The organism is Arthrobacter luteolus NBRC 107841 (assembly GCF_001552075.1).
Taxonomy (GTDB): domain Bacteria; phylum Actinomycetota; class Actinomycetes; order Actinomycetales; family Micrococcaceae; genus Arthrobacter_B; species Arthrobacter_B luteolus.
Genome location: NZ_BCQM01000001.1, coordinates 43,761 through 61,381, shown reverse-complemented (window position 1 = coordinate 61,381; position 17,621 = coordinate 43,761). Strand labels below are relative to the sequence as shown.

The window sequence follows — 17,621 nt, the reverse complement described above, 5'->3', positions numbered from 1 at the left end:
CCTGCCGTCCGCGGCAATCACATGTCTCCAACCGTTAGGAACACCTCCTCCATGACTGCAGAGCCACACTTCCCAGCCGCCCGGGCTGGGACACAAACCGAGAGCGTATCCCCGACGCACCTTCGCGGGTATGGGCTCCTTGGGCGCAGCGTTGCCGAAGCGGCCGGCTCCTTCCTGGTGGTGTTGGTGGGCCTGGGCGTCGCCTTCTTCAACCCCACCGGCGGCCTGTCCGCGCCTCTGGCCTTCGGCCTGGTCCTTGCTGCGGCAATGGTCGCCTTCGGCTACATTTCCGGCGGCCACTTCATTCCCACCATCACGGTGGCCAGTGCCATGGCGGGACGGACGGAGTGGAAGTCGGTTCTTCCCTACATCGTGGCCCAGGTGGTCGGAGCGGTCCTCGCTGCGGTGATTCTCTGGGTGTCCATGACCGGACATCCCCAGATCCCCGAGACGCAGCCCTTCTTCTCCGCCGTTGCCAACGGCTTTGCTGAAAACTCCGCCACCCAGTTCCCGCTGGCCGGTGCCCTGCTGACCGAGGTTATTGCCGCGGCGCTGCTCACTGCCGTCTTCCTGGGTTCCGGAAGCCGGCTCTCCGCAGCGGCCGGGGCCTTCGCCGTCGGCGTCACCTACGCCGCACTGCTCACCTTCCTGGTTCCCATCACGGGCGGGTCCATTAACCCCGCGCGTTCGACGGCGACGGCGATCTTCGCCGAAAACTGGGCCGTGGGCCAGCTCTGGCTGTTCTGGCTGGCACCCCTGCTCGGTGCTGCCATCACCGGCCTGATCTACCGCAGCCTGGATCTTGCCGGCAGCACGGCCGTGGAAATCTCCGAGGAGGAGTACCTCGACGAGGTTGAGGCAGTCGACGAACCCGCCGCAGACACGACCGTTGCATCCGGCGCGGTTGCTGCCGGCGCTCCGGATACCGGAGCGCGAACGCGGGCTGAGGATGCCCGGACGCAGGAGCGGGAGGATGCCCGCGGATTCTTCGACCAGGACGAGTCGGCCCCGGCTTCGGGAGCCAAGCCTGCCCCCGGAGACAGGCTTGAGAGCGAAAGCACAGAAGGTCCGGCTGACGGGGACGCCCCCGGCGGAACCACCGAACCCAAGCGGCCGTAGCTGCGGCACACCTTCCTTCCGGGTGACACCTCCGTTCCGCGGGCAGGCCCTGCGGAACGGAGGTGTCACCGGAGGACGGTAGTTTGAAGGTATGCGAATCCTGCACACCTCAGACTGGCACCTTGGCCGTTCCTTCCACGGCGTCGGCATGCTGGAAGCCCAGCGGGCGTTCCTCAGCCAGCTGCTGGAAACCGTCCGGGGCTCCCGGGTGGACGCCGTCCTGATCTCCGGTGACGTGTACGACCGTGCCCTTCCCGGGGTCGACGTGGTCCGGCTCTTGGATGAGGCGCTGGCGGGCATCACCGCAGCCGGCGCCCGCGTCATCCTGACCAGCGGCAACCACGATTCAGCGGCCCGCCTGGGATTCGGCGGACGGATCTTCGAGCAGGGCGGCGTACACCTTCGCACCGGAATCGAATCGATCACCTCGCCGGTGCTGCTGCAGGACGGCCCGGCCACCGTGGCCGTCTACGGCATTCCCTATCTGGAGCCCCGGCTGGCGGCTCCCGAGCTCGGGGCGGACATCCAGCCCAGCCACGCCGGAGTCCTGGGCGAGGCGCTCCGCCGGATCCGGGAGGATACAGCCCAGCGGGAAGCGGAAGGCGCACCCGTCCTTCCCCTGGTGATGGCCCACACCTTCGCCAGCGGCGGGATCACCTCGGACAGCGAACGGGACCTCTCCGTGGGCGGGGTCGGCGCCGTCCCGCTGGACCTCTTTACCGGGTTCACCTACGCTGCCCTGGGGCACCTTCACGGCCGGCAGGAGCTGGCCCCCAACGTCTGGTACAGCGGCTCACCGCTGCCATATTCATTCTCCGAGGCCCGCCAGTCCAAGGGCGGACTGCTCGTAGAGATCGGATCCGCTGGCCTGGTCAGCGTCACGCCCATGCCCTGGGACGCGCCCAAACGCCTCGAAGTGCTCCGCGGAACCCTGGACGGGCTGCTGGCCGACCCTGCCCTGAACGCCGCGGAAGACGCCTGGTGCCAGGTCACCTTGACAGATAACGACCGTCCGGCCAAGGCCATGGAACGCATCCGCTCCCGGTTCCCGGGGACCCTGGTGCTGGCGTTCGAACCTGCTTCGGGGACCCGGGGCGTTAACGAAAGCTACAGCCGGCGCCTGGCCCGGGCCACCGATGACCTGGATATCTGCTGCGGGTTCCTGGATCACGTTCGTTCCCGTGAGGCGGCCCCCGAGGAGAAGGACCTCTTTGTGGAAGTCCTGGAGAAGGTCAACGCGGCGGAGGTGGCTAAATGAGGATTCACCGGCTGGAAATGCAGGCGTTCGGGCCCTTCGCCGAGCGTCAGATTGTCGACTTCGACGAGCTGGGGGCACAGGGCCTGTTCCTGCTGAACGGTCCCACCGGTGCGGGCAAAACCAGCGTGCTGGACGCGGTCTGCTTCGCGCTCTATGGTTCCGTCCCGGGCGCGCGGCAGGCTGCCCGGAAGCTCCGCAGCGATCATGCAGCTCCCGGAACACCACCCGAAGTGGTGCTGGACTTCAGCGCCGGGCCGCGGCGCTTCGAAGTGGTGCGCAGCCCGCAGTGGGAGCGTCCGGCCAAACGGGCCGGAAGCAGCACCGGCACGGTGACAGAACAGGCCCGCACCCTGCTGCGTGAACTGGTCCACGGCGAATGGGTGCAGAAAACCACCCGCAACGACGAAGCAGCAGCAGAAATCCAGGACCTCCTGGGCATGAGCTGCGAACAGTTCACCCGCGTGGTCATGCTGCCCCAGGGTGACTTCGCGGCCTTCCTGCGCGCCGACGCCACCTCGCGCGCCGAGCTGCTCCAGCGCCTGTTTGGCACCTGGCGTTTCGAGGAGATTGAACGGCAGCTCAGGGACCAGACGGCCGCTGCACAGTCGGAACTGGCGGCGGCACAGTCCGCCACGGATCTGATCCTGGCCCAGGTGCGCAGCGAAGCGTCCCGGTCCCTGCGGCTCCTGGCGGACGACGACGCGGTCCTGCCCGGTGCCGGAGAGCGCAGTGCCGGCGGCGGGTCCGGGCCGGCGTTTTCCGCAGAGCCGGACGGCGATCCGGCTGCCTGGCTCGAGGCCATCCAAACGGCAGTGGCGGACCGGCTCGCAGCCTTCCGCACGGGACAGGAACAGCGGCGGAACGAACTGTCCCAGGCTGAGGCCAGCCTGCACCGGCTCCAATCGCGCCGGGCCCGGGGCCTGGCGCTGCTGCAGCTGGAAACGGATGAGCGGGAGCTCTCAATCCGCCAGGCTGCCAGCGTTCCGCTGCGCGGAGCCCTCGCAGCGCATGCGCGCGCTGAAGGCCTGGCCGGTTACCTGGCTGCCTGCGATTCCGCCGGGCGCAGTGTGGAGAAGGCGGCTGCGGATGCCGGTTCCGCACTGGCCGCACTGGCCGAGGCTGCCGGCGCGGCAGGCATGGCGCCACTGGTGCCGGCCAGCTGCCGGGAGCCGGTAGACGGCACCTGGCCAGGTGCCCAGGAGCTGGATGGCTTGGAGACAGCCACGGCGTCGGAGCTGGGCGCTGCCGAAGCGGCTCTGGCAGACGCAGAGCGCCTCGCCGGCCTTGAGCGCGGGCTGGAGAAGGACCGTGCCCTCGAAGGTGAGCTCCGGGCCGAAGCTGCCCAGCGGCGCGCAGCCGCAGCCCAGCTGCGTAATGAACAGTCCAGCCTGCGTACGGCCTTGCCGGACCTGCGGACCACGGCTGCCGGAGCGGCATCCGCCCGGGACCGGATGGACCAGGCCGACCACCTGATGGCTGTGATTGCCGGATACGCCAAGGCCCAGGCAGCGGCAGCTGTTTCAGCAGCAGCTGCTGCCGCCGCCCGGCAGGAGTACCAGGACCGGCGCGGTCGCTGGCAGGACCTGCTGCAGCTCAGGCTCGACCAGGCAGCTGCCGAACTTGCGGCTTCGCTGGCGGCAGGGGAGGCCTGCCCCGTCTGCGGCAGCTGCGAACATCCAGACCCCGCGCCGCTTCCCGAAAACGGGAAGTTTGTGGCGCGGGAAGAGGAAACTGCGGCCCGGGCCAGCAGTGAGGCGGCGGAAAAACTGTGGGAGGAAGCCAGGGCAGCAGCCGAGACGGACACCGCTGCCGCCGCAGCACTGCAGGCACAGGGCGGCGACGCCGATTCCGGGGACGCACTGCGGGCACGCGGAGCAGCGGCGGCCGAGCTGCACCTGGCCGAAGCAGCCGCCGCGGAACTGTCTGCAGCCGAAGCGCGCCTGCAGACGCTGGAACAGGAGATCGAAAGCCTGGGCGGAGCGGAGTCCAAGCTGCTGCAGGAGGCAGCCCTGGCAGAGGCCCGGGCACGCTCGGCGGCCGAGGACATCACCGCGCTGCGCAGCCGCAGCGCGGACCTGCGCAAGGGGGCGGCGACGCTCCAGGACCGGGTCGCCTCGCTCCGCACGCTCCGCAGACTGTGCGGCTCTGCGCGCTCTGCCCTGCAGGCCGTTGCCTACGCGGAAAATTCGCAGGCCACCAGCCGGCAGGCGCTGGACGAAGCCCTTGAAGGAACCGGGTTCCTCAACGCGGATGAAGCCCGGGACGCCCTGCTTCCGGCGCACGAGGCAGAGCAGATCCGCAGCACCCTCGATACCCTCGACGCCGACACCGCACGCCTTGCCATGCGGCGCGAAAGCGAGGACGCGGCAGCTGCGCAGGATGACGGCGGCGCACCGGCGCCCATGCCGGATGAGGAGGACATTGCCGAGGCCGCCGAGGCGGCAGACTCCGCGCGCCAGGCTGTCGCCGACGGAGGCATCCAGGCCGGCCTCCTGGAGGGGTCCGCGGCAACGCTCCAGGAACTGGCCGGAGAGCTTGCTGCTGCAGCCGAAGCGATGCGTCCCCTGCGCAGCCGGTTTGAACTGCTGCAATCGGTGACCGATACCGCGCGGGGCAACGGTGAGAACAACTACCGCATGGCGCTGAGTACCTATGTGCTGGCTGCCCGCCTGGAACAGGTCGCCGCCGCAGCAACCGAACGGCTGGCGGCAATGACCGCTGGACGGTATTCGCTGGTGCACGACGATTCCCGTTCCGGGAACCGCAAGGCCGGGCTCGGGCTGCACGTGATTGATGCCTGGACCGGGGTCCGCCGGGATACGTCCACCCTTTCGGGAGGGGAATCGTTTATGGCATCGCTGGCGCTGGCACTGGGGCTGGCCGACGTCGTACAGCAGGAATCGGGCGGCACCAGCATGGAGACGCTCTTTGTCGACGAAGGGTTCGGCAGCCTGGACGACGAAGCGCTGGAACAGGTGATGGATGCCTTGGAAGGGCTCCGGGACGGAGGCAGAGTGGTGGGCCTGGTCAGCCATGTGGCGGAGATGAAGCAGCGCATTGGTGCTCAGCTGCAGATTACCCGGGGCCGCAACGGGTCCAGCATCCGGTTCCGGGCCGCGGAGGCATTGCCGGCCTGACCAGCGGAAGAACAGGGGAGAGTAGTAGAATCACGGTGTAACCGGGTCGGGCGCATCGGGAGGAGGGACGATGCGCAGTTTTGCGTGAACAGAGCCAGAAAAATGACCCGAGATCCCCTGCAGCCTGAACAGCCCCCATCACCTCCCGCCGGGCCTCAAACCGCCGGGCACGGTGCCCGGTCCGCTGCGCCGCCTGCGCCGCCTGCGCAGCCTGCCCCGGAGGCCGGCACAGCTTCACCTTCCCCTACCCCTTTCTCTCAGCAGCCGCCCAGGAACCGCTACGCGCGGATTTTCGACATCGCGGGTAAAGCATTCTTCCCGGTCGCGTTCCTTGCCCGGCTGCCCCTGGCGATGCTGACGATCGGCGCGCTGACCCTCGTCACCAGCATCACCGGCTCCTACGCCCAGGGCGGGTTCGCCGCCGGGGCTGTAGGCCTGGGCTCCGCAGTGGGAGGACCCCTGCTCGGATACCTGGCGGACCGCATCGGCCAGCGCCCGCTGCTGCTGGGCGCCGCCGTCGTCAACCCACTGATGATCCTCGCTGTCCTCTTTACCGCAGCGCAGCTGCCCGCGGGCGGAACCTTGGCTGCCGTGCTCGCAGCTGCCTTTGCCATGGGAGCCACCGGAGCCCAGGTAGGACCGCTGGCGCGTGTGCGCTGGATGGCCATGACCGCCAGGGACCGCAGCGGCCGGGAACTCGGCACGGCACTGTCCTACGAGAGCATGGCGGATGAACTGAGCTTTGTCCTTGGCCCGGCCCTGGTGGGCCTGCTTGCGGCGGCGGTGGCGCCGTGGCTTCCGCTGGCGCTGGCCGCGGTGATCTCCGGAACCATGGTGGCGGCCTTTGCCCTGCACCGCTCCGCCGAGACGGTGGCTCCTGCCGGAAGGCGGCGTCCGAACCGGGGCCGGGCGAAGACCCGCGCCGCCGGCGCGGAGCACCCGCCAACCGCCGTCGTCTGGCGCACGTGGGCGCTGCTGGCCCTACCGATCCTGGGAATGGTGGCCATGGGGACATTCTTCGGGGCCACGCAGGCAAGCCTCACCGCCTTTGGCGGCACCTTCGGCATCGCCGACGCAGCGGGGCTGCTCTACGCAGTGATGGGCATCAGCTCGGCGGTGGCAGCACTGTCGGTTGCTTTCTGGCCGGAACGGCTGAGCCAGTCCGCGCGCTGGGCCCTCTCTGCATTGGCCATGACCGGTGCCGCCCTGCTGCTGCTTCTGCCCGCCGGAATTCCGCAGATGCTCGTGGTCCTTTTCATCCTCGGCATCCCCGTGGGACCGACCATGGTCAGCATCTTCGGCATCGGCGCCCAACTGGCACCCCCGAACCTGATGGGTACGGTGATGACCCTCCTCGCCAGCGGGACGGTCGCCGGGAGCGCGCTCGGTTCAGGGCTCGCGGGTCCGCTTGCACAGGAGTTCGGACACACCGCAGCCTTCTGGGTAAGCGCCGGGGCCGCCGGTGCCCTGCTGATCCTCGGCGTGGCCTCGGCCGCCGCGGTGCACGGGCTAAAAAAGCCTCCAGCCTAACTGAGCACCGCCTCATTGCGCGCATTCTTTGCGGGCGGCCCGGATACATTACGCGCGGGTATCGAATGTGGCTCCAATCACGTTTTTTCCTTGACGAAGAGTGACGTATTTCATAGCGTCTACCTGTAGAACTCTTGTTCAGCATGCGAACACTCGCTGCCGCAGGATGTTCTCGGCCCCGTCTCCGTCCAACCGGGGTCCCCCACGCACAAGGAGCTCTTTTCGTGAAACGTACTGTCCCCGTCATCCTCGCTGCCACGGTGGCTCTCGCTCTCAGCGCCTGTGGCGGCGGTTCCCTTTCCGGTGACGAGAGCACCGGGGAGGCTGAGGGCTCCGCCGGCCTGACCGCGCTGTCCGTTGGTGTTATTCCGATCGTTGACACCGCACCTATCTGGCTTGGCAAGGAGCAGGGCTTCTTCGAAGCGGAAGGGATCGACCTCGACATCCAGACCACCACCGGCGGCGCAGCAGCTGTTCCCGGCGTGGTCAGCGGCGACTTCCAGTTTGCCTTCGGCAACGTGGTGTCGGTAATGGTTGCCAATGACAAGGGCCTGAACCTGGAGTTCGTGTCGAACGGCAACTCGACCACCGGTGACACCTCCTCCGACTTCGGCGCCGTCGTTGTTCCGGCAGGCTCGGACATCCAGACTGCAGCGGACCTCTCCGGCAAGACCGTCTCGGTCAACAACCTCTCCAACATCGGGGACACCACGATCCGCAAGGTCGTCGAGAACGCCGGCGGCGACCAGGAGAGCATCAAGTTCGTGGAGATCCCCTTCCCCGATGCTCCGGCCGCAATTGAAGGCGGCCAGGTTGATGCAGCCTGGATCCTGGACCCGTTCCTGACCCAGTCGGTGGACAACGGCGCCCGCGTGATTGCCTACAACTTCGCCGAGACCCACGAGAACCTGGACATCTCCGGCTACTTCACCTCAAGCCAGTACGCCCAGGAAAACCCGGAACTCGTCGAAAAGTTCACGGCTGCAATGAAGAAGTCACTGGACTACGCGCAGGAGAATCCGGACGCTGTCCGCGACATCGTCGGCACCTACACCAAGATCGACGAGGAGATGCGCGCCAAGATGATCCTGCCGACCTTCCGGGCAGAGTTCGACCGTGACGGACTGACCGTCCTGGGCGAGGCTGCCGCAAGCTACGGAACGCTTTCCAAGGCGCCGGACCTGGCCGCCATGCTGCCCGCACAGGACTAACACCGGACTTCGTCCTCGACAGATCGAGACCTTATGAACACCTCCAAACGACTCCCCACGGGGCCGTTGCTGGGTTTGGCGGGAATCCTCGGATTCCTGCTGACCTGGGAACTGATTCCCCGGCTGGGCGTGGTCAATCCCCGTTTCCTACCTCCCGCCAGTGAAGTCCTGGGAGTCTTCTTCAGCAATCTGGGCCTGGGAGCTTTCTGGACCGCGGTCCTGGATACCATGACAGGCTGGTTCCTGGGCCTGCTCATCGCCACTGTCGCAGCCATCGTGCTGGGACTGGTGATCGGCTCCAGCGACTTCCTGCGGAAGGCCACCAACTCGACGATCGAGTTCCTGCGCCCGATTCCCTCGGTCGCCCTGATTCCGCTGGCAGTGCTGCTCTTCGGACTCAGGCTCGAATCGACTCTCCTGCTGGTCATCTACGCCTCCTTCTGGCAGGTCCTGATTCAGGTCCTGTACGGGGTGGCGGACGTTGACCCCGTTGCCAGCAACACAGCCAAGAGCTTCGGTCTGGGCCCGCTGGCCCGGATCCGGTACGTCGTATGGCCCACCACGCTGCCGTACCTGATGACCGGCATCCGGCTGGCCGCGGCCGTGGCCCTGATCCTGGCGATCACCGCCAGCCTGATCATCGGCTCCCCGGGTCTGGGCAAGGAGATCGCCAACGCCCAGTCCGGCGGTGCGATTTCCCAGATGTACGCGCTCGTGCTGACCACCGGCGTGCTCGGCATCCTGATCAATATGGGCATGCGCTTCGTTGAACGCCGCACCCTGTCCTGGCACAGCTCGGTCCGCGGGGAGGTCGTTGTATGAACACGCTCAAGAAAGCCGGCTATCTGGTTGCACTGCCTGCGCTGCTGATTTTCATCTGGTGGATCAGCACGCTGGGAAGCACCAACTTCTTCGTCCCCAAGCCCGGCATGCTGGTGGACAAGCTCGTGACGGTCTGGACGGGGGAGCGGCTGGTCGAGGACGTGCTGCCCAGCCTCACCAGGCTGGTCATCGGCATCCTGCTGGCAATCGTCCTGGGCACGGGGCTCGGCATCCTGGTCGGCACCACGCGCTGGCTCCGGAACCTGCTGGAACCGGTTCTGGAGTTCTTCCGGGCCATTCCGCCGCCGGTGCTTATTCCGGTGCTGATGCTGCTCATCGGCGTCAATGACCAGATGAAGATTGCGGTCATCGTCTCGGGCTGCATCTGGCCGGTGCTGCTGAACACCATCGAAGGCGTCCGCGCGGTCGACGGCGTGCTCAGCGATTCCGCCCGCACGTTCCGGATCAGCGGAGTCGCCCGGCTGCGCTACCTGGTCCTGCCCAGCGCCAGCCCGCAGATCATGGCGGGTGTGCGTCAGTGCCTGTCCATCGGCCTGATCCTGATGGTGATTTCGGAGATGTTCGCATCTTCCGAAGGTCTCGGCTTCACCATCGTCCAGTTCCAGCGCTCCTTCGCTATCCCGGAGATGTGGAGCGGCATCGTGGTCCTTGGGCTGATCGGTGTGGCCATGTCATTTATGTTCCAGTGGGCCGAACGCCGCATTCTCGGCTGGTACCACGGTTTGAGAGAGGTAGAACATGCAGAGTAATCCCACGGATGGCCAGGGCCAGCCGCTGCTTTCGGTCCGGGGTATCCAGAAGATCTACAAGGTTGACGCCGGCGAAATCGAAGCCGTCCGGAACCTGACCTTCGACCTGCGTCCGGGGGAACTGGTCTGCCTGGTGGGCCCCTCCGGCAGCGGCAAGACGACTCTGCTGAAGATCATCGCCGGCCTGATGGCGCCGACCTCGGGCGAAGTTGTCCTGGCCGGTAAGAAAGTCACCGAACCGCCGAAGGACATGGCAGTGGTCTTCCAGGAATACGGGCGCAGCCTGTTCCCCTGGATGACGGTCCGGGGCAACGTCGAGCTTCCCCTGAAGAACGCAGGAATTGCCAAGGCCGAGCGGAACCAGCTGGTGGACAACGCACTGGAGGCCGTGGGTCTGTCCCACGTGCCCACCAGCTACCCCTGGCAGCTTTCCGGCGGTATGCAGCAGCGTGTGGCCATCGCCCGCGCCGTCGCTTACCAGCCCAAGGTGCTGCTGATGGATGAGCCGTTCGCCGCCGTCGACGCCCAGACCCGCGCCGACCTCGAGGACCTGGTCCGTGACGTGTGGGAGAAGCTGGGCGTCACCATCCTCTTCGTCACGCACGACATTGACGAGTCCGTCTACCTGGGGGAGCGGGTGGTGGTGCTGTCCAGCTCGCCTACCGTTGTCCAGGAAGACATCATCATCGATCTGCCCGAAAAGCGCGACCAGCTCACCACGCGTTCGCTGCCGCGTTTCGTGGAACTGCGCAACCACGTCTATGAGCAGATCCAGATCGCGAAGAAGAACAAGGGTGCAGCCACCACGGCGCCGGTGGACCCGCGGGTCACGGTGCCGCACGCCGCAGATGCGGAGAACGGTCTGCCTTCTGCCGGGGAAGTGAACGCTTCCTAGCGGCCCGGGGAACGCTTCCGGAGAGCTGTCCGGAACTGGACAGGGACCTGGCTTCCTCCGCTTCGGCGGGGAAGCCGGGTCCCTGTCCAGTTAAAGGATGGTGGCCTAGTATCGGAAGTCAGCGGTCACGGCAGGCAGCGCGGCCGAGGTACCAGCCAAAGGGAGACAGTCATGGCTGAATCAGGCAAGCAGCAGCCCCGGGAGCAGGACGGGCCGGAGCCGGAGGAGCGTCCGGAGGCGAAGGGCGGAGCCGGGCCGGAAGGTACTATTCCGGCGTCGGACGACGGCGTTGCGGCAGGAAGCGGCGACGAAGCCTCGAACTTTGAACCGGAAGAGGACACGGACGCCGCCGGGGGTGGCGGGTCCTGACACTGCCTAGCCCAGGCTGGGTGCGTGGTCGGGCGGCAGCGGGATGTAGATATTACCGGTGGTGATGCCGCCGGTGCTGACTTCCTCGTCTTCCGGGACCGCCGCGCCTCCGACGGCCAGGGCAACATCGGGCTCGGCAGCCAGCAGGCGCAGTGCCGCCGCAGCATCCTGCGCTGCCGGGCGGACGTCAGGAAGCCGCGCCGTCATGGCGCGCAGCAGATCCGTCCAGTCCTCGCCGAGGGCAGCGGGGATCTCCGGATCCCGGAGCAGGCGGGCGACCGCCGCTTCCACGATGGGGCCAGGGAAGGCCTTTTCCCCGGTCAGTGATTCAAGGAGCACCAGGCCCAGCGAATAGACATCCGTTGAAGGCTGGACTGTTCCGCCCTGGGCCTGTTCCGGGCTGAGGTAATTCGCGGTGCCGATCGTCGCGCCGTGTGCGGTGGCGACCGTGGCTTCCACCATGCGGGCGATGCCGAAGTCCGTGAGTTTGGGGTACAGCCGTGAATCGTGCTCCTGCGGGTAGAGCAGGATGTTCGCCGGCTTCACATCGCGGTGGATGACACCCTGGGAATGCACATAGGCAAGTGCATCGGCCAGGTCAGCGCCGAGCGACGCGACAGAGACCGGGGGCAGCGGACCCGACTTAAGGGTGCGGCGCAGATCCGGTCCGTCCACCAGCTCCATCACGAGGTAGCTCAGGACGCGGCCGTCCTCATCGTGGTGCACGCCGGCGTCGAGGAGCGTGACCAGCCCCGGATGGTTAAGCGTCGCCAGGAGCAGCGTTTCGGTGTGCTGCCGGCGGTAATCGTCGTCTTCCTGCACAGTGGGCCGAAACAGCTTCACGGCAACTTCGCGTCCCAGGTTCTCATCCGTTGCGCGGTGTACGGATGCAGCGCCGCCGGTGCCGATGAGCTCGGTAATGCGGTAGCGCTGCCCCAGGAATAGGTCCAACGGCGTCCTCACTTATGGGTGGACTGCAGCACAAAAACTGCAGCAAAAAATGCAGGGGAAAGGGAAAAGGCAAAAATCGAAAGCACGCTTAGTAATTGTTTAAGTGTACTGACTGTTTGATCTTAGCCTGTACCCCCACCCTGCGGGTCCCATTTCCGGCCGGTCGTGACCAAGTCTTGACCTGGCGGGTCTAGACGGCAGCAGCGGTGTCCGGACCGAGGAACTCCACCGCAGCGCTCTTGAAGGCCCGTGAGGTCACCGCATTGGAATGGCTCCGGCCCGGCAGCAGAAGCAGGTCTGCCCGGCCGCTGAGTTCTGCCAGCTGTGGAGCGGTGGCGGCCAGCGCATCCTTGTCCCCGGCGACCAGCAGCAGCGGCATGGCGGGAACAGCATCCCCGGGCCGGAACGGCTCCTGTTTGATCGCTTCGATCAGTGTGAACAAGGCCTCGAGGTTATTGGACGGAACCAGGGTTGCCATCCGCAGCAGGTCCGCGCTGACCGGATCGGGGATGGGTGTCCCCTCGGCAAGCGAGGCACGTGCACCGGCCAGGTCGAAGCCGGCCAGCGGATCGCCGGTGCCCGGGCCGCCCAGAACCATCCGGTGCACATAGGCCGGAGCTTCTGCCCCGAATTCCCATGCCAGGCGGGAGCCGAGAGAGTAGCCAACAACGTCGACGCCGGAGGAGTCGTCACCGGCCGCCAGCGGCCGGACCCCGTTGGTACTAAGCAGCTGCAGGAGACCGGCCCTGATTTGGCTGGGCCGGTAGCTGTCCCTGGCCGCCGGAGCAGGGCTGCGCCCATGGCCGGGAAGGTCGACGGCGATTACCCGCCGTCCAGCCCCGGTAAGGGCCGGGATCCAGCCGGTGGACTGCCAGTTCATTTCCGTCGAGGAGGCAAAGCCATGCAGCAGCAGAATGGGCCGCAGGCCGGCGTCCGTTCCCTCGGCGGGATCATGGACCTCGAGATGCAGTGCCATTTCCGTGCCGTCGAGGGTGCCCGCCGTCATCAGTCCTCGTCCAGGACGGCGGAAAGCCGGACCCGGCGGCGCGCCGGGGCTTCCTCGGGAACGGTGCCGACAATGCCTGCGGTGTTATCCGGAACCTCAAACACCACCAGCGGCTCACCCACGTTGATCTTTTCGCCCGGTTCGCCGTAAATGCGGGCTACGATCCCGGCCTGCGGCGAGGGAAGCTCGACGGCGGATTTGGAGGTTTCCACCTCCACCAGCGGCTGGTTGCGCTCAACCTGGTCTCCCGGGGCCACCAGCCACTCGAGGACTGTTGCTTCGATCAGGCCTTCGCCGAGGTCGGGCAGGGGAAAGGAAATTTCAGCCACGTCGGTACTCCAATACTCGCTGGATCCCAAAGAGGATGCGGTCAATGTTCGGGATGTATTCGTCTTCGAGGTCACCTGAGGGATACGGTACGTCGAATCCGGTGACCCGTTCCACCGGAGCGCGCAGTGTGTCAAAGCACCGCTGGGTGATGAGTGCGGCGACTTCCGCTCCGAGGCCTGCGGTCAGCGGAGCTTCATGGACCACCACGGCGCGCCTGGTCCGGCTGACCGAAGCCGCCAGCCCCTCGGCGTCGATCGGCTTGAGCCAGCGCAGGTCCAGGACTTCGATTTCGATTCCGTCTTCGGCCGCAAGCTCTGCCACCTGCAGGCAGCGGGCCACCATGGCGCCCCAGGCGACGAGGGTCAGGTGCTTTCCGGGCCGGACCACCTTGGATCCCAGCGGTGAGCCGGAATCCGCGAAGTCAACGGAGTCCTTCTGCCAGTAGCGGGACTTCGGTTCCATAAAGACCACCGGATCCGGGCGGGAGGCGGCGTACTTAAGCAGGTGGTAGGCCTCGTGCGGGCTGGAAGGTGAGACCACCTGCAGCCCCGGAACATGGGCGAAGAGGGCTTCGAGCGACTCTCCGTGGTGTTCCGGCGCGCGGATGCCGCCGAAGCTGGGAACGCGCAGGGTGACCGGCATGGGGAGCGTGCCGCGGCTGCGGTAGTTCATCCGGGCGAGCTGCGTGATGATCTGGTTGACGGCGGGGTAGGTGAAGCCGTCAAACTGCACCTCGGGGATGGGGTGAAAGCCAGCCATGGCCAGGCCAACCGACATCCCCAGGATTCCGGATTCGGCCAGCGGCGTGTCAAAGACCCGGTCGGCACCAAAACGCTTCTGGAGTCCGTCCGTGATGCGGAAGACGCCGCCGAGCCGGCCGACGTCTTCACCGAGCACCACGGCCTTTTCATCGGCGGCCAGGATCTCTGCAAGCGCACGGTTGAGTGCTCCCTGCATGGAAAGTGTCTCGACGGCCGGGGAGGCGTCGGCGTCCAGGGGGCGGGCCCCCTCTGTCAGTTGGCTAGACATGCTCGGATTCCTCCCGCCAGGCACGTGCCTGGGCCTTTAGTGCATCAGTGGGCTCTGCATAGACAAAGTCGAACATTTCCCGGCCTGGCCGGGACTTGAGTGCCTGGACGCCTTCGCGGACGGTTTCGGCGTGGGACTTCGCCTCGGCAGCCGCCGCCGCCAGGAACTCGCTGGTTCCGGCGCCGCTGGCAAGAATGAGTTCCGCCAGCCGGGTGACCGGATCGGTTCCGCCGTCGCGGCGCTCCTGGTCGAGGCTCCGGTAGCGGCCGGGATCGTCGCTGGTGGAGTGCGGACCCCTCCGATAGGTCATGGCTTCGATCAGCACCGGTCCCTTGCCTGCGCGGGCGTGGGCAGCTGCGGTTCGCGTTGCGCGGACGACGGCGGCCGCATCGTTGCCGTCGACCGTCACTGACGCCATGCCGTACCCGGCGGCCCGGGCGGCCACCCTGCCGCCCGCGACCTGTTCCTCGGTCGGCAGGGAAATTGCCCATCCGTTGTTCTGCACGAAGAAGATCACGGGAGCCTTCAGGACCCCGGCGAAGTTCATCGCCTCGTGGATGTCGCCCTGTGAGCTGGCGCCGTCGCCAAAGTAGGTGACGGCGACCGGAAGGTCCGTTCCGGGCTCAGCGGCGAGCCTGGACCCGTGCGCCCAGCCGACGGCGTGCAGCACCGAACCGCCGACGACAGCTTGGATAGGCGCCAGCCGGGTTTGGACCGGGTTGTACAGTCCACCGTGCCAGCTGGCTTTGTGGGTGGACATGTACTCGACCATGTCCACGCCCAGGGCCAGGGCGACGCCCATTTCGCGGTAGGTCGGAAACAGGAAGTCCCGGGCCGGATCCATGGCGAAGGCGCTGCCTACCTGGGCAGCTTCCTGTCCCAGCTCCGGTGCGTAGCCCGGAATAATGCCCTGGCGCTGCCAGGCGACGGCGGCCAGGTCCAGTTCCCGGGTGGCGCTCACCAGCGAATAGAGCCGGCGGAGTTCCTCGTGCGTGAGCTCGGGAGTGCTCGTGGTGTCTAGGTCCATGAGGTGAAAGTAACCGCTGTCACGTAGCCGAGGCAATCAGAGATGCCGGCGTTGAACATACTGTGCATGTTGTGCCCCGTAGATGCCAATTACCTGTACAAAGTGTTTAGCTCTTCCCTAAACCGCTGGTCAGAGGGTGCAGCACAGTGCGCCAAGGGTGGTGACAGGTGTTGCCGGCGGGGTTGTTGAGGTTAAGCGGAAACCGGTTCTCCGGGACGGATTTTGCGGGCCGGACTGGCATTTATTTTATTTCCCGGTATGGTCTGAAAGTATCCACTGGTTGAGTGACACAGGAGTGTAAATTGTCTGGAAAATCACCGCAAGGATCCGACGCCAAAAAACCCGGCAAGTCGATCAAGGAGAAGCGGGCCGAGAAACGGGCCAAGTCAGCAGCCGACACTGAGCTCGTGCCCAGGAAGCGCAAGGGACAGTAGCGCATCAGGCGGCAGCGCTCCAAGGCTAACCGCCTGGAGGGATGGTCTGGAAGAGAAGCCCGGCTGGGTTTTACGGGAATTAAATATCCGTAAAAACCTGTCGGCTGGTTTTGCTTTCTGCGGGTTTTTTGCCTGAAAACCGTTTGGTAAAACGGCAAGGCTGCCTGCCGGCATTTTCTGCCGTTTTATTCCTTGAAAATAATCTAAATACGGCCGCCCCTGCTGGTTTTCCGGCGGGGGCGTTTGCCGTGGCGCGCTGAGCACTGTGCCGGTTCTGCGGATAGAGTTCCGGATGAGGGCCAGCGCACCTGCGCCCTCCGGTCCGGATCTGTTCGTCGGGCTGCCGGTTGCGGTTCCACGGAAAGGTTGCCATGGCGACGGATCAGCTCGATGCCAGGATCGTCTCCCTTTTTACCGACGACCCGCGGATGTCTGTGCTGGAGGCATCACGAAAGCTGAAAGTGGCCAGGGCAACCGTGCAGGCGCGGCTGGACCGGATGCAGCGCACCGGAGTGATAGCCGGATGGGGGCCGAGGCTTGACCCGGCCGCGCTGGGGTACGACGTCATTGCCTACTGCTCACTGACCATCCGCCAGGACCTGGGCCACGACGCAGTGGTGGCTGCGCTGGCGGAAATCCCGGAAATCCAGGAAGCGCACACGGTGTCAGGTGAAAGCGACCTGATCGCGCGGGTGGCTGCCCGCTCCAACTCTGACCTGCAGCGGGTCATTGACTCCATGGTCGCCACCGGAACGGTCCTTCGGTCCTCCTCCGTCATTGTGCTTAATACCCATTTTGAAGGGCGCATGCTTCCGCTGCTGCACGCCGCGGCCGGTCTCGAGGCGCAGGAAAGCCCCGGCTAGAGCGCGTAGCGTGGAGCTGAAGCTGCACTGACTGCCACTTAAGTTCAAGGAAGGGCCTGCGGGGATGACTCCGAAGTACGCCAACGTCTCCGAACGGGAGCTGGAGCCGCCGTCACTGGCCATTTCGACGGTGATTTTCGCCCTGCGCCCCGACCCGGACACCGGCAGGCTGGTCCTGTGGCTTCCCCTGGTCCGGCGGATCCGTCAGCCGTACCGGGATCTGTGGGCCCTGCCCGGTGGACCGCTGCGGCCCACCGAATCACTGCAGGACGCTGCCGCCCGGAACCTGCAGGACACCACCGGGCTGTCGCCGCGCTATCTCGAACAGCTCTATGCCTTCGGCGGCCCGGACCGGTCGCCGACGCCGCGGGTCGTCTCGATTGTTTACTGGGCGCTCGTCCAGCCTGATGAGGCGGCGCTTGCCCGCCAGGACGAGAATGTGGACTGGTTCCGCGCTGACGCCGTTGGAACCCTAGCCTTCGACCACAACCGGATTATTGAGTACGCCCTCTGGCGGCTGCGCAACAAGATGGAGTACGGCTCCATCGCCTACGCCTTCCTGGGCCCCACCTTCACGCTGGCGCAGGTCCGTGAGGTCTACGAAGCCGTCCTCGGTCGGGAACTGGACCCGGCGAATTTCCGCCGGCAGCTGCAGGCAACCCAGGACATTGAGCGGACCGATTCCTTCCTGCAGGGCGGCCGGCACCGGCCACCCCGGCTCTACCGCTACACCGGGCCGGAGCTGCAGTCGGACGCCTTCCCGCCCGCCTGATCCGGCCGCCCAGTCCGCCCGGTGCGACGCCGCGCCGTCGTTGAGCGGAATGAACCGGACGGCGCCGCACCCGCCCGCGGTGCCAGAACGGGTTGTGA

17 protein-coding genes are annotated in these 17,621 nt (G+C 66.4%); 12 read left to right on the top strand and 5 right to left on the bottom strand.

Annotated elements, in window-relative coordinates; all coding sequences use genetic code 11:
- The first annotated feature begins 51 nt into the window (after positions 1–51).
- The 9 genes from AL3_RS00270 (at position 52) to AL3_RS00230 (ending at position 11,111) form a co-directional block, all read left to right on the top strand.
- Positions 52–1,119 (top strand): MIP/aquaporin family protein, encoded by a 1,068-nt coding sequence (locus AL3_RS00270; protein WP_161599340.1) that lies wholly within the window; start codon positions 52–54, stop codon positions 1,117–1,119.
- A 91-nt stretch (positions 1,120–1,210) separates the two neighbouring features.
- Positions 1,211–2,377 (top strand): exonuclease SbcCD subunit D, encoded by a 1,167-nt coding sequence (locus tag AL3_RS00265; protein ID WP_066295428.1) that lies wholly within the window; start codon positions 1,211–1,213, stop codon positions 2,375–2,377.
- Positions 2,374–5,514 (top strand): AAA family ATPase, encoded by a 3,141-nt coding sequence (locus AL3_RS00260; RefSeq protein ID WP_066295423.1) that lies wholly within the window; start codon positions 2,374–2,376, stop codon positions 5,512–5,514. Before AL3_RS00265 ends, AL3_RS00260 begins: the two co-directional genes overlap by 4 nt.
- A gap of 351 nt (positions 5,515–5,865) precedes the next feature.
- Positions 5,866–7,044, top strand: coding sequence for an MFS transporter (locus tag AL3_RS00255; RefSeq protein WP_246168439.1), 1,179 nt, complete (start codon positions 5,866–5,868; stop codon positions 7,042–7,044).
- A gap of 224 nt (positions 7,045–7,268) precedes the next feature.
- The gene (locus tag AL3_RS00250) at positions 7,269–8,255 is read left to right on the top strand and encodes an ABC transporter substrate-binding protein (protein ID WP_066295421.1); all 987 of its coding nucleotides are present in this window, start codon (positions 7,269–7,271) and stop codon (positions 8,253–8,255) included.
- Positions 8,256–8,288: 33 nt separating this feature from the next.
- Complete coding sequence (locus AL3_RS00245) at positions 8,289–9,077, top strand: ABC transporter permease (RefSeq protein ID WP_066295419.1); 789 nt, start codon at positions 8,289–8,291, stop codon at positions 9,075–9,077.
- On the top strand, positions 9,074–9,847 hold the full coding sequence (locus tag AL3_RS00240; protein WP_066295415.1) for an ABC transporter permease: 774 nt from the start codon (positions 9,074–9,076) through the stop codon (positions 9,845–9,847). The genes AL3_RS00245 and AL3_RS00240 overlap by 4 nt, the downstream gene beginning before the upstream one ends.
- Complete coding sequence (locus tag AL3_RS00235) at positions 9,837–10,742, top strand: ABC transporter ATP-binding protein (RefSeq protein WP_083521326.1); 906 nt, start codon at positions 9,837–9,839, stop codon at positions 10,740–10,742. The genes AL3_RS00240 and AL3_RS00235 overlap by 11 nt, the downstream gene beginning before the upstream one ends.
- Positions 10,743–10,913: 171 nt before the next feature.
- A complete protein-coding gene (locus AL3_RS00230) occupies positions 10,914–11,111 on the top strand; it encodes a hypothetical protein (RefSeq protein ID WP_066295413.1) in 198 nt (65 codons plus the stop codon).
- A gap of 6 nt (positions 11,112–11,117) precedes the next feature.
- On the opposite strand, the gene AL3_RS00225 is transcribed toward AL3_RS00230, so the two are convergent.
- The 5 genes from AL3_RS00225 to AL3_RS00205 all read right to left on the bottom strand — a co-directional run bounded on the left by AL3_RS00225 (position 11,118) and on the right by AL3_RS00205 (position 15,454).
- Positions 11,118–12,062, bottom strand: coding sequence for a serine/threonine-protein kinase (locus AL3_RS00225; protein WP_066295412.1), 945 nt, complete (start codon positions 12,060–12,062; stop codon positions 11,118–11,120).
- A 190-nt stretch (positions 12,063–12,252) separates the two neighbouring features.
- A complete protein-coding gene (locus tag AL3_RS00220) occupies positions 12,253–13,068 on the bottom strand; it encodes an alpha/beta fold hydrolase (RefSeq protein WP_066295410.1) in 816 nt (271 codons plus the stop codon).
- Positions 13,068–13,397, bottom strand: a complete 330-nt coding sequence (locus AL3_RS00215) for a biotin/lipoyl-containing protein (protein ID WP_066295408.1) — start codon at positions 13,395–13,397, stop codon at positions 13,068–13,070. Before AL3_RS00215 ends, AL3_RS00220 begins: the two co-directional genes overlap by 1 nt.
- Positions 13,390–14,427 carry an alpha-ketoacid dehydrogenase subunit beta gene (locus tag AL3_RS00210; RefSeq protein ID WP_066295407.1) on the bottom strand — a complete coding sequence of 346 codons (1,038 nt, stop codon included), beginning with the start codon at positions 14,425–14,427 and terminating at the stop codon, positions 13,390–13,392. Before AL3_RS00210 ends, AL3_RS00215 begins: the two co-directional genes overlap by 8 nt.
- Positions 14,420–15,454 carry a thiamine pyrophosphate-dependent enzyme gene (locus tag AL3_RS00205; protein WP_066295405.1) on the bottom strand — a complete coding sequence of 345 codons (1,035 nt, stop codon included), beginning with the start codon at positions 15,452–15,454 and terminating at the stop codon, positions 14,420–14,422. Before AL3_RS00205 ends, AL3_RS00210 begins: the two co-directional genes overlap by 8 nt.
- Before the next feature lie 302 nt (positions 15,455–15,756).
- Between AL3_RS00205 and AL3_RS18825 the strand changes: the two genes are divergently transcribed.
- From AL3_RS18825 to AL3_RS00195, 3 genes are all read left to right on the top strand, one after another.
- Positions 15,757–15,888 (top strand): hypothetical protein, encoded by a 132-nt coding sequence (locus tag AL3_RS18825; RefSeq protein ID WP_255220879.1) that lies wholly within the window; start codon positions 15,757–15,759, stop codon positions 15,886–15,888.
- 371 nt (positions 15,889–16,259) lie between these two features.
- Positions 16,260–16,751 (top strand): Lrp/AsnC family transcriptional regulator, encoded by a 492-nt coding sequence (locus tag AL3_RS00200; RefSeq protein WP_066295404.1) that lies wholly within the window; start codon positions 16,260–16,262, stop codon positions 16,749–16,751.
- A gap of 64 nt (positions 16,752–16,815) precedes the next feature.
- Positions 16,816–17,523 carry an NUDIX hydrolase gene (locus tag AL3_RS00195; RefSeq protein ID WP_066295403.1) on the top strand — a complete coding sequence of 236 codons (708 nt, stop codon included), beginning with the start codon at positions 16,816–16,818 and terminating at the stop codon, positions 17,521–17,523.
- Positions 17,524–17,621 lie beyond the last annotated feature (98 nt).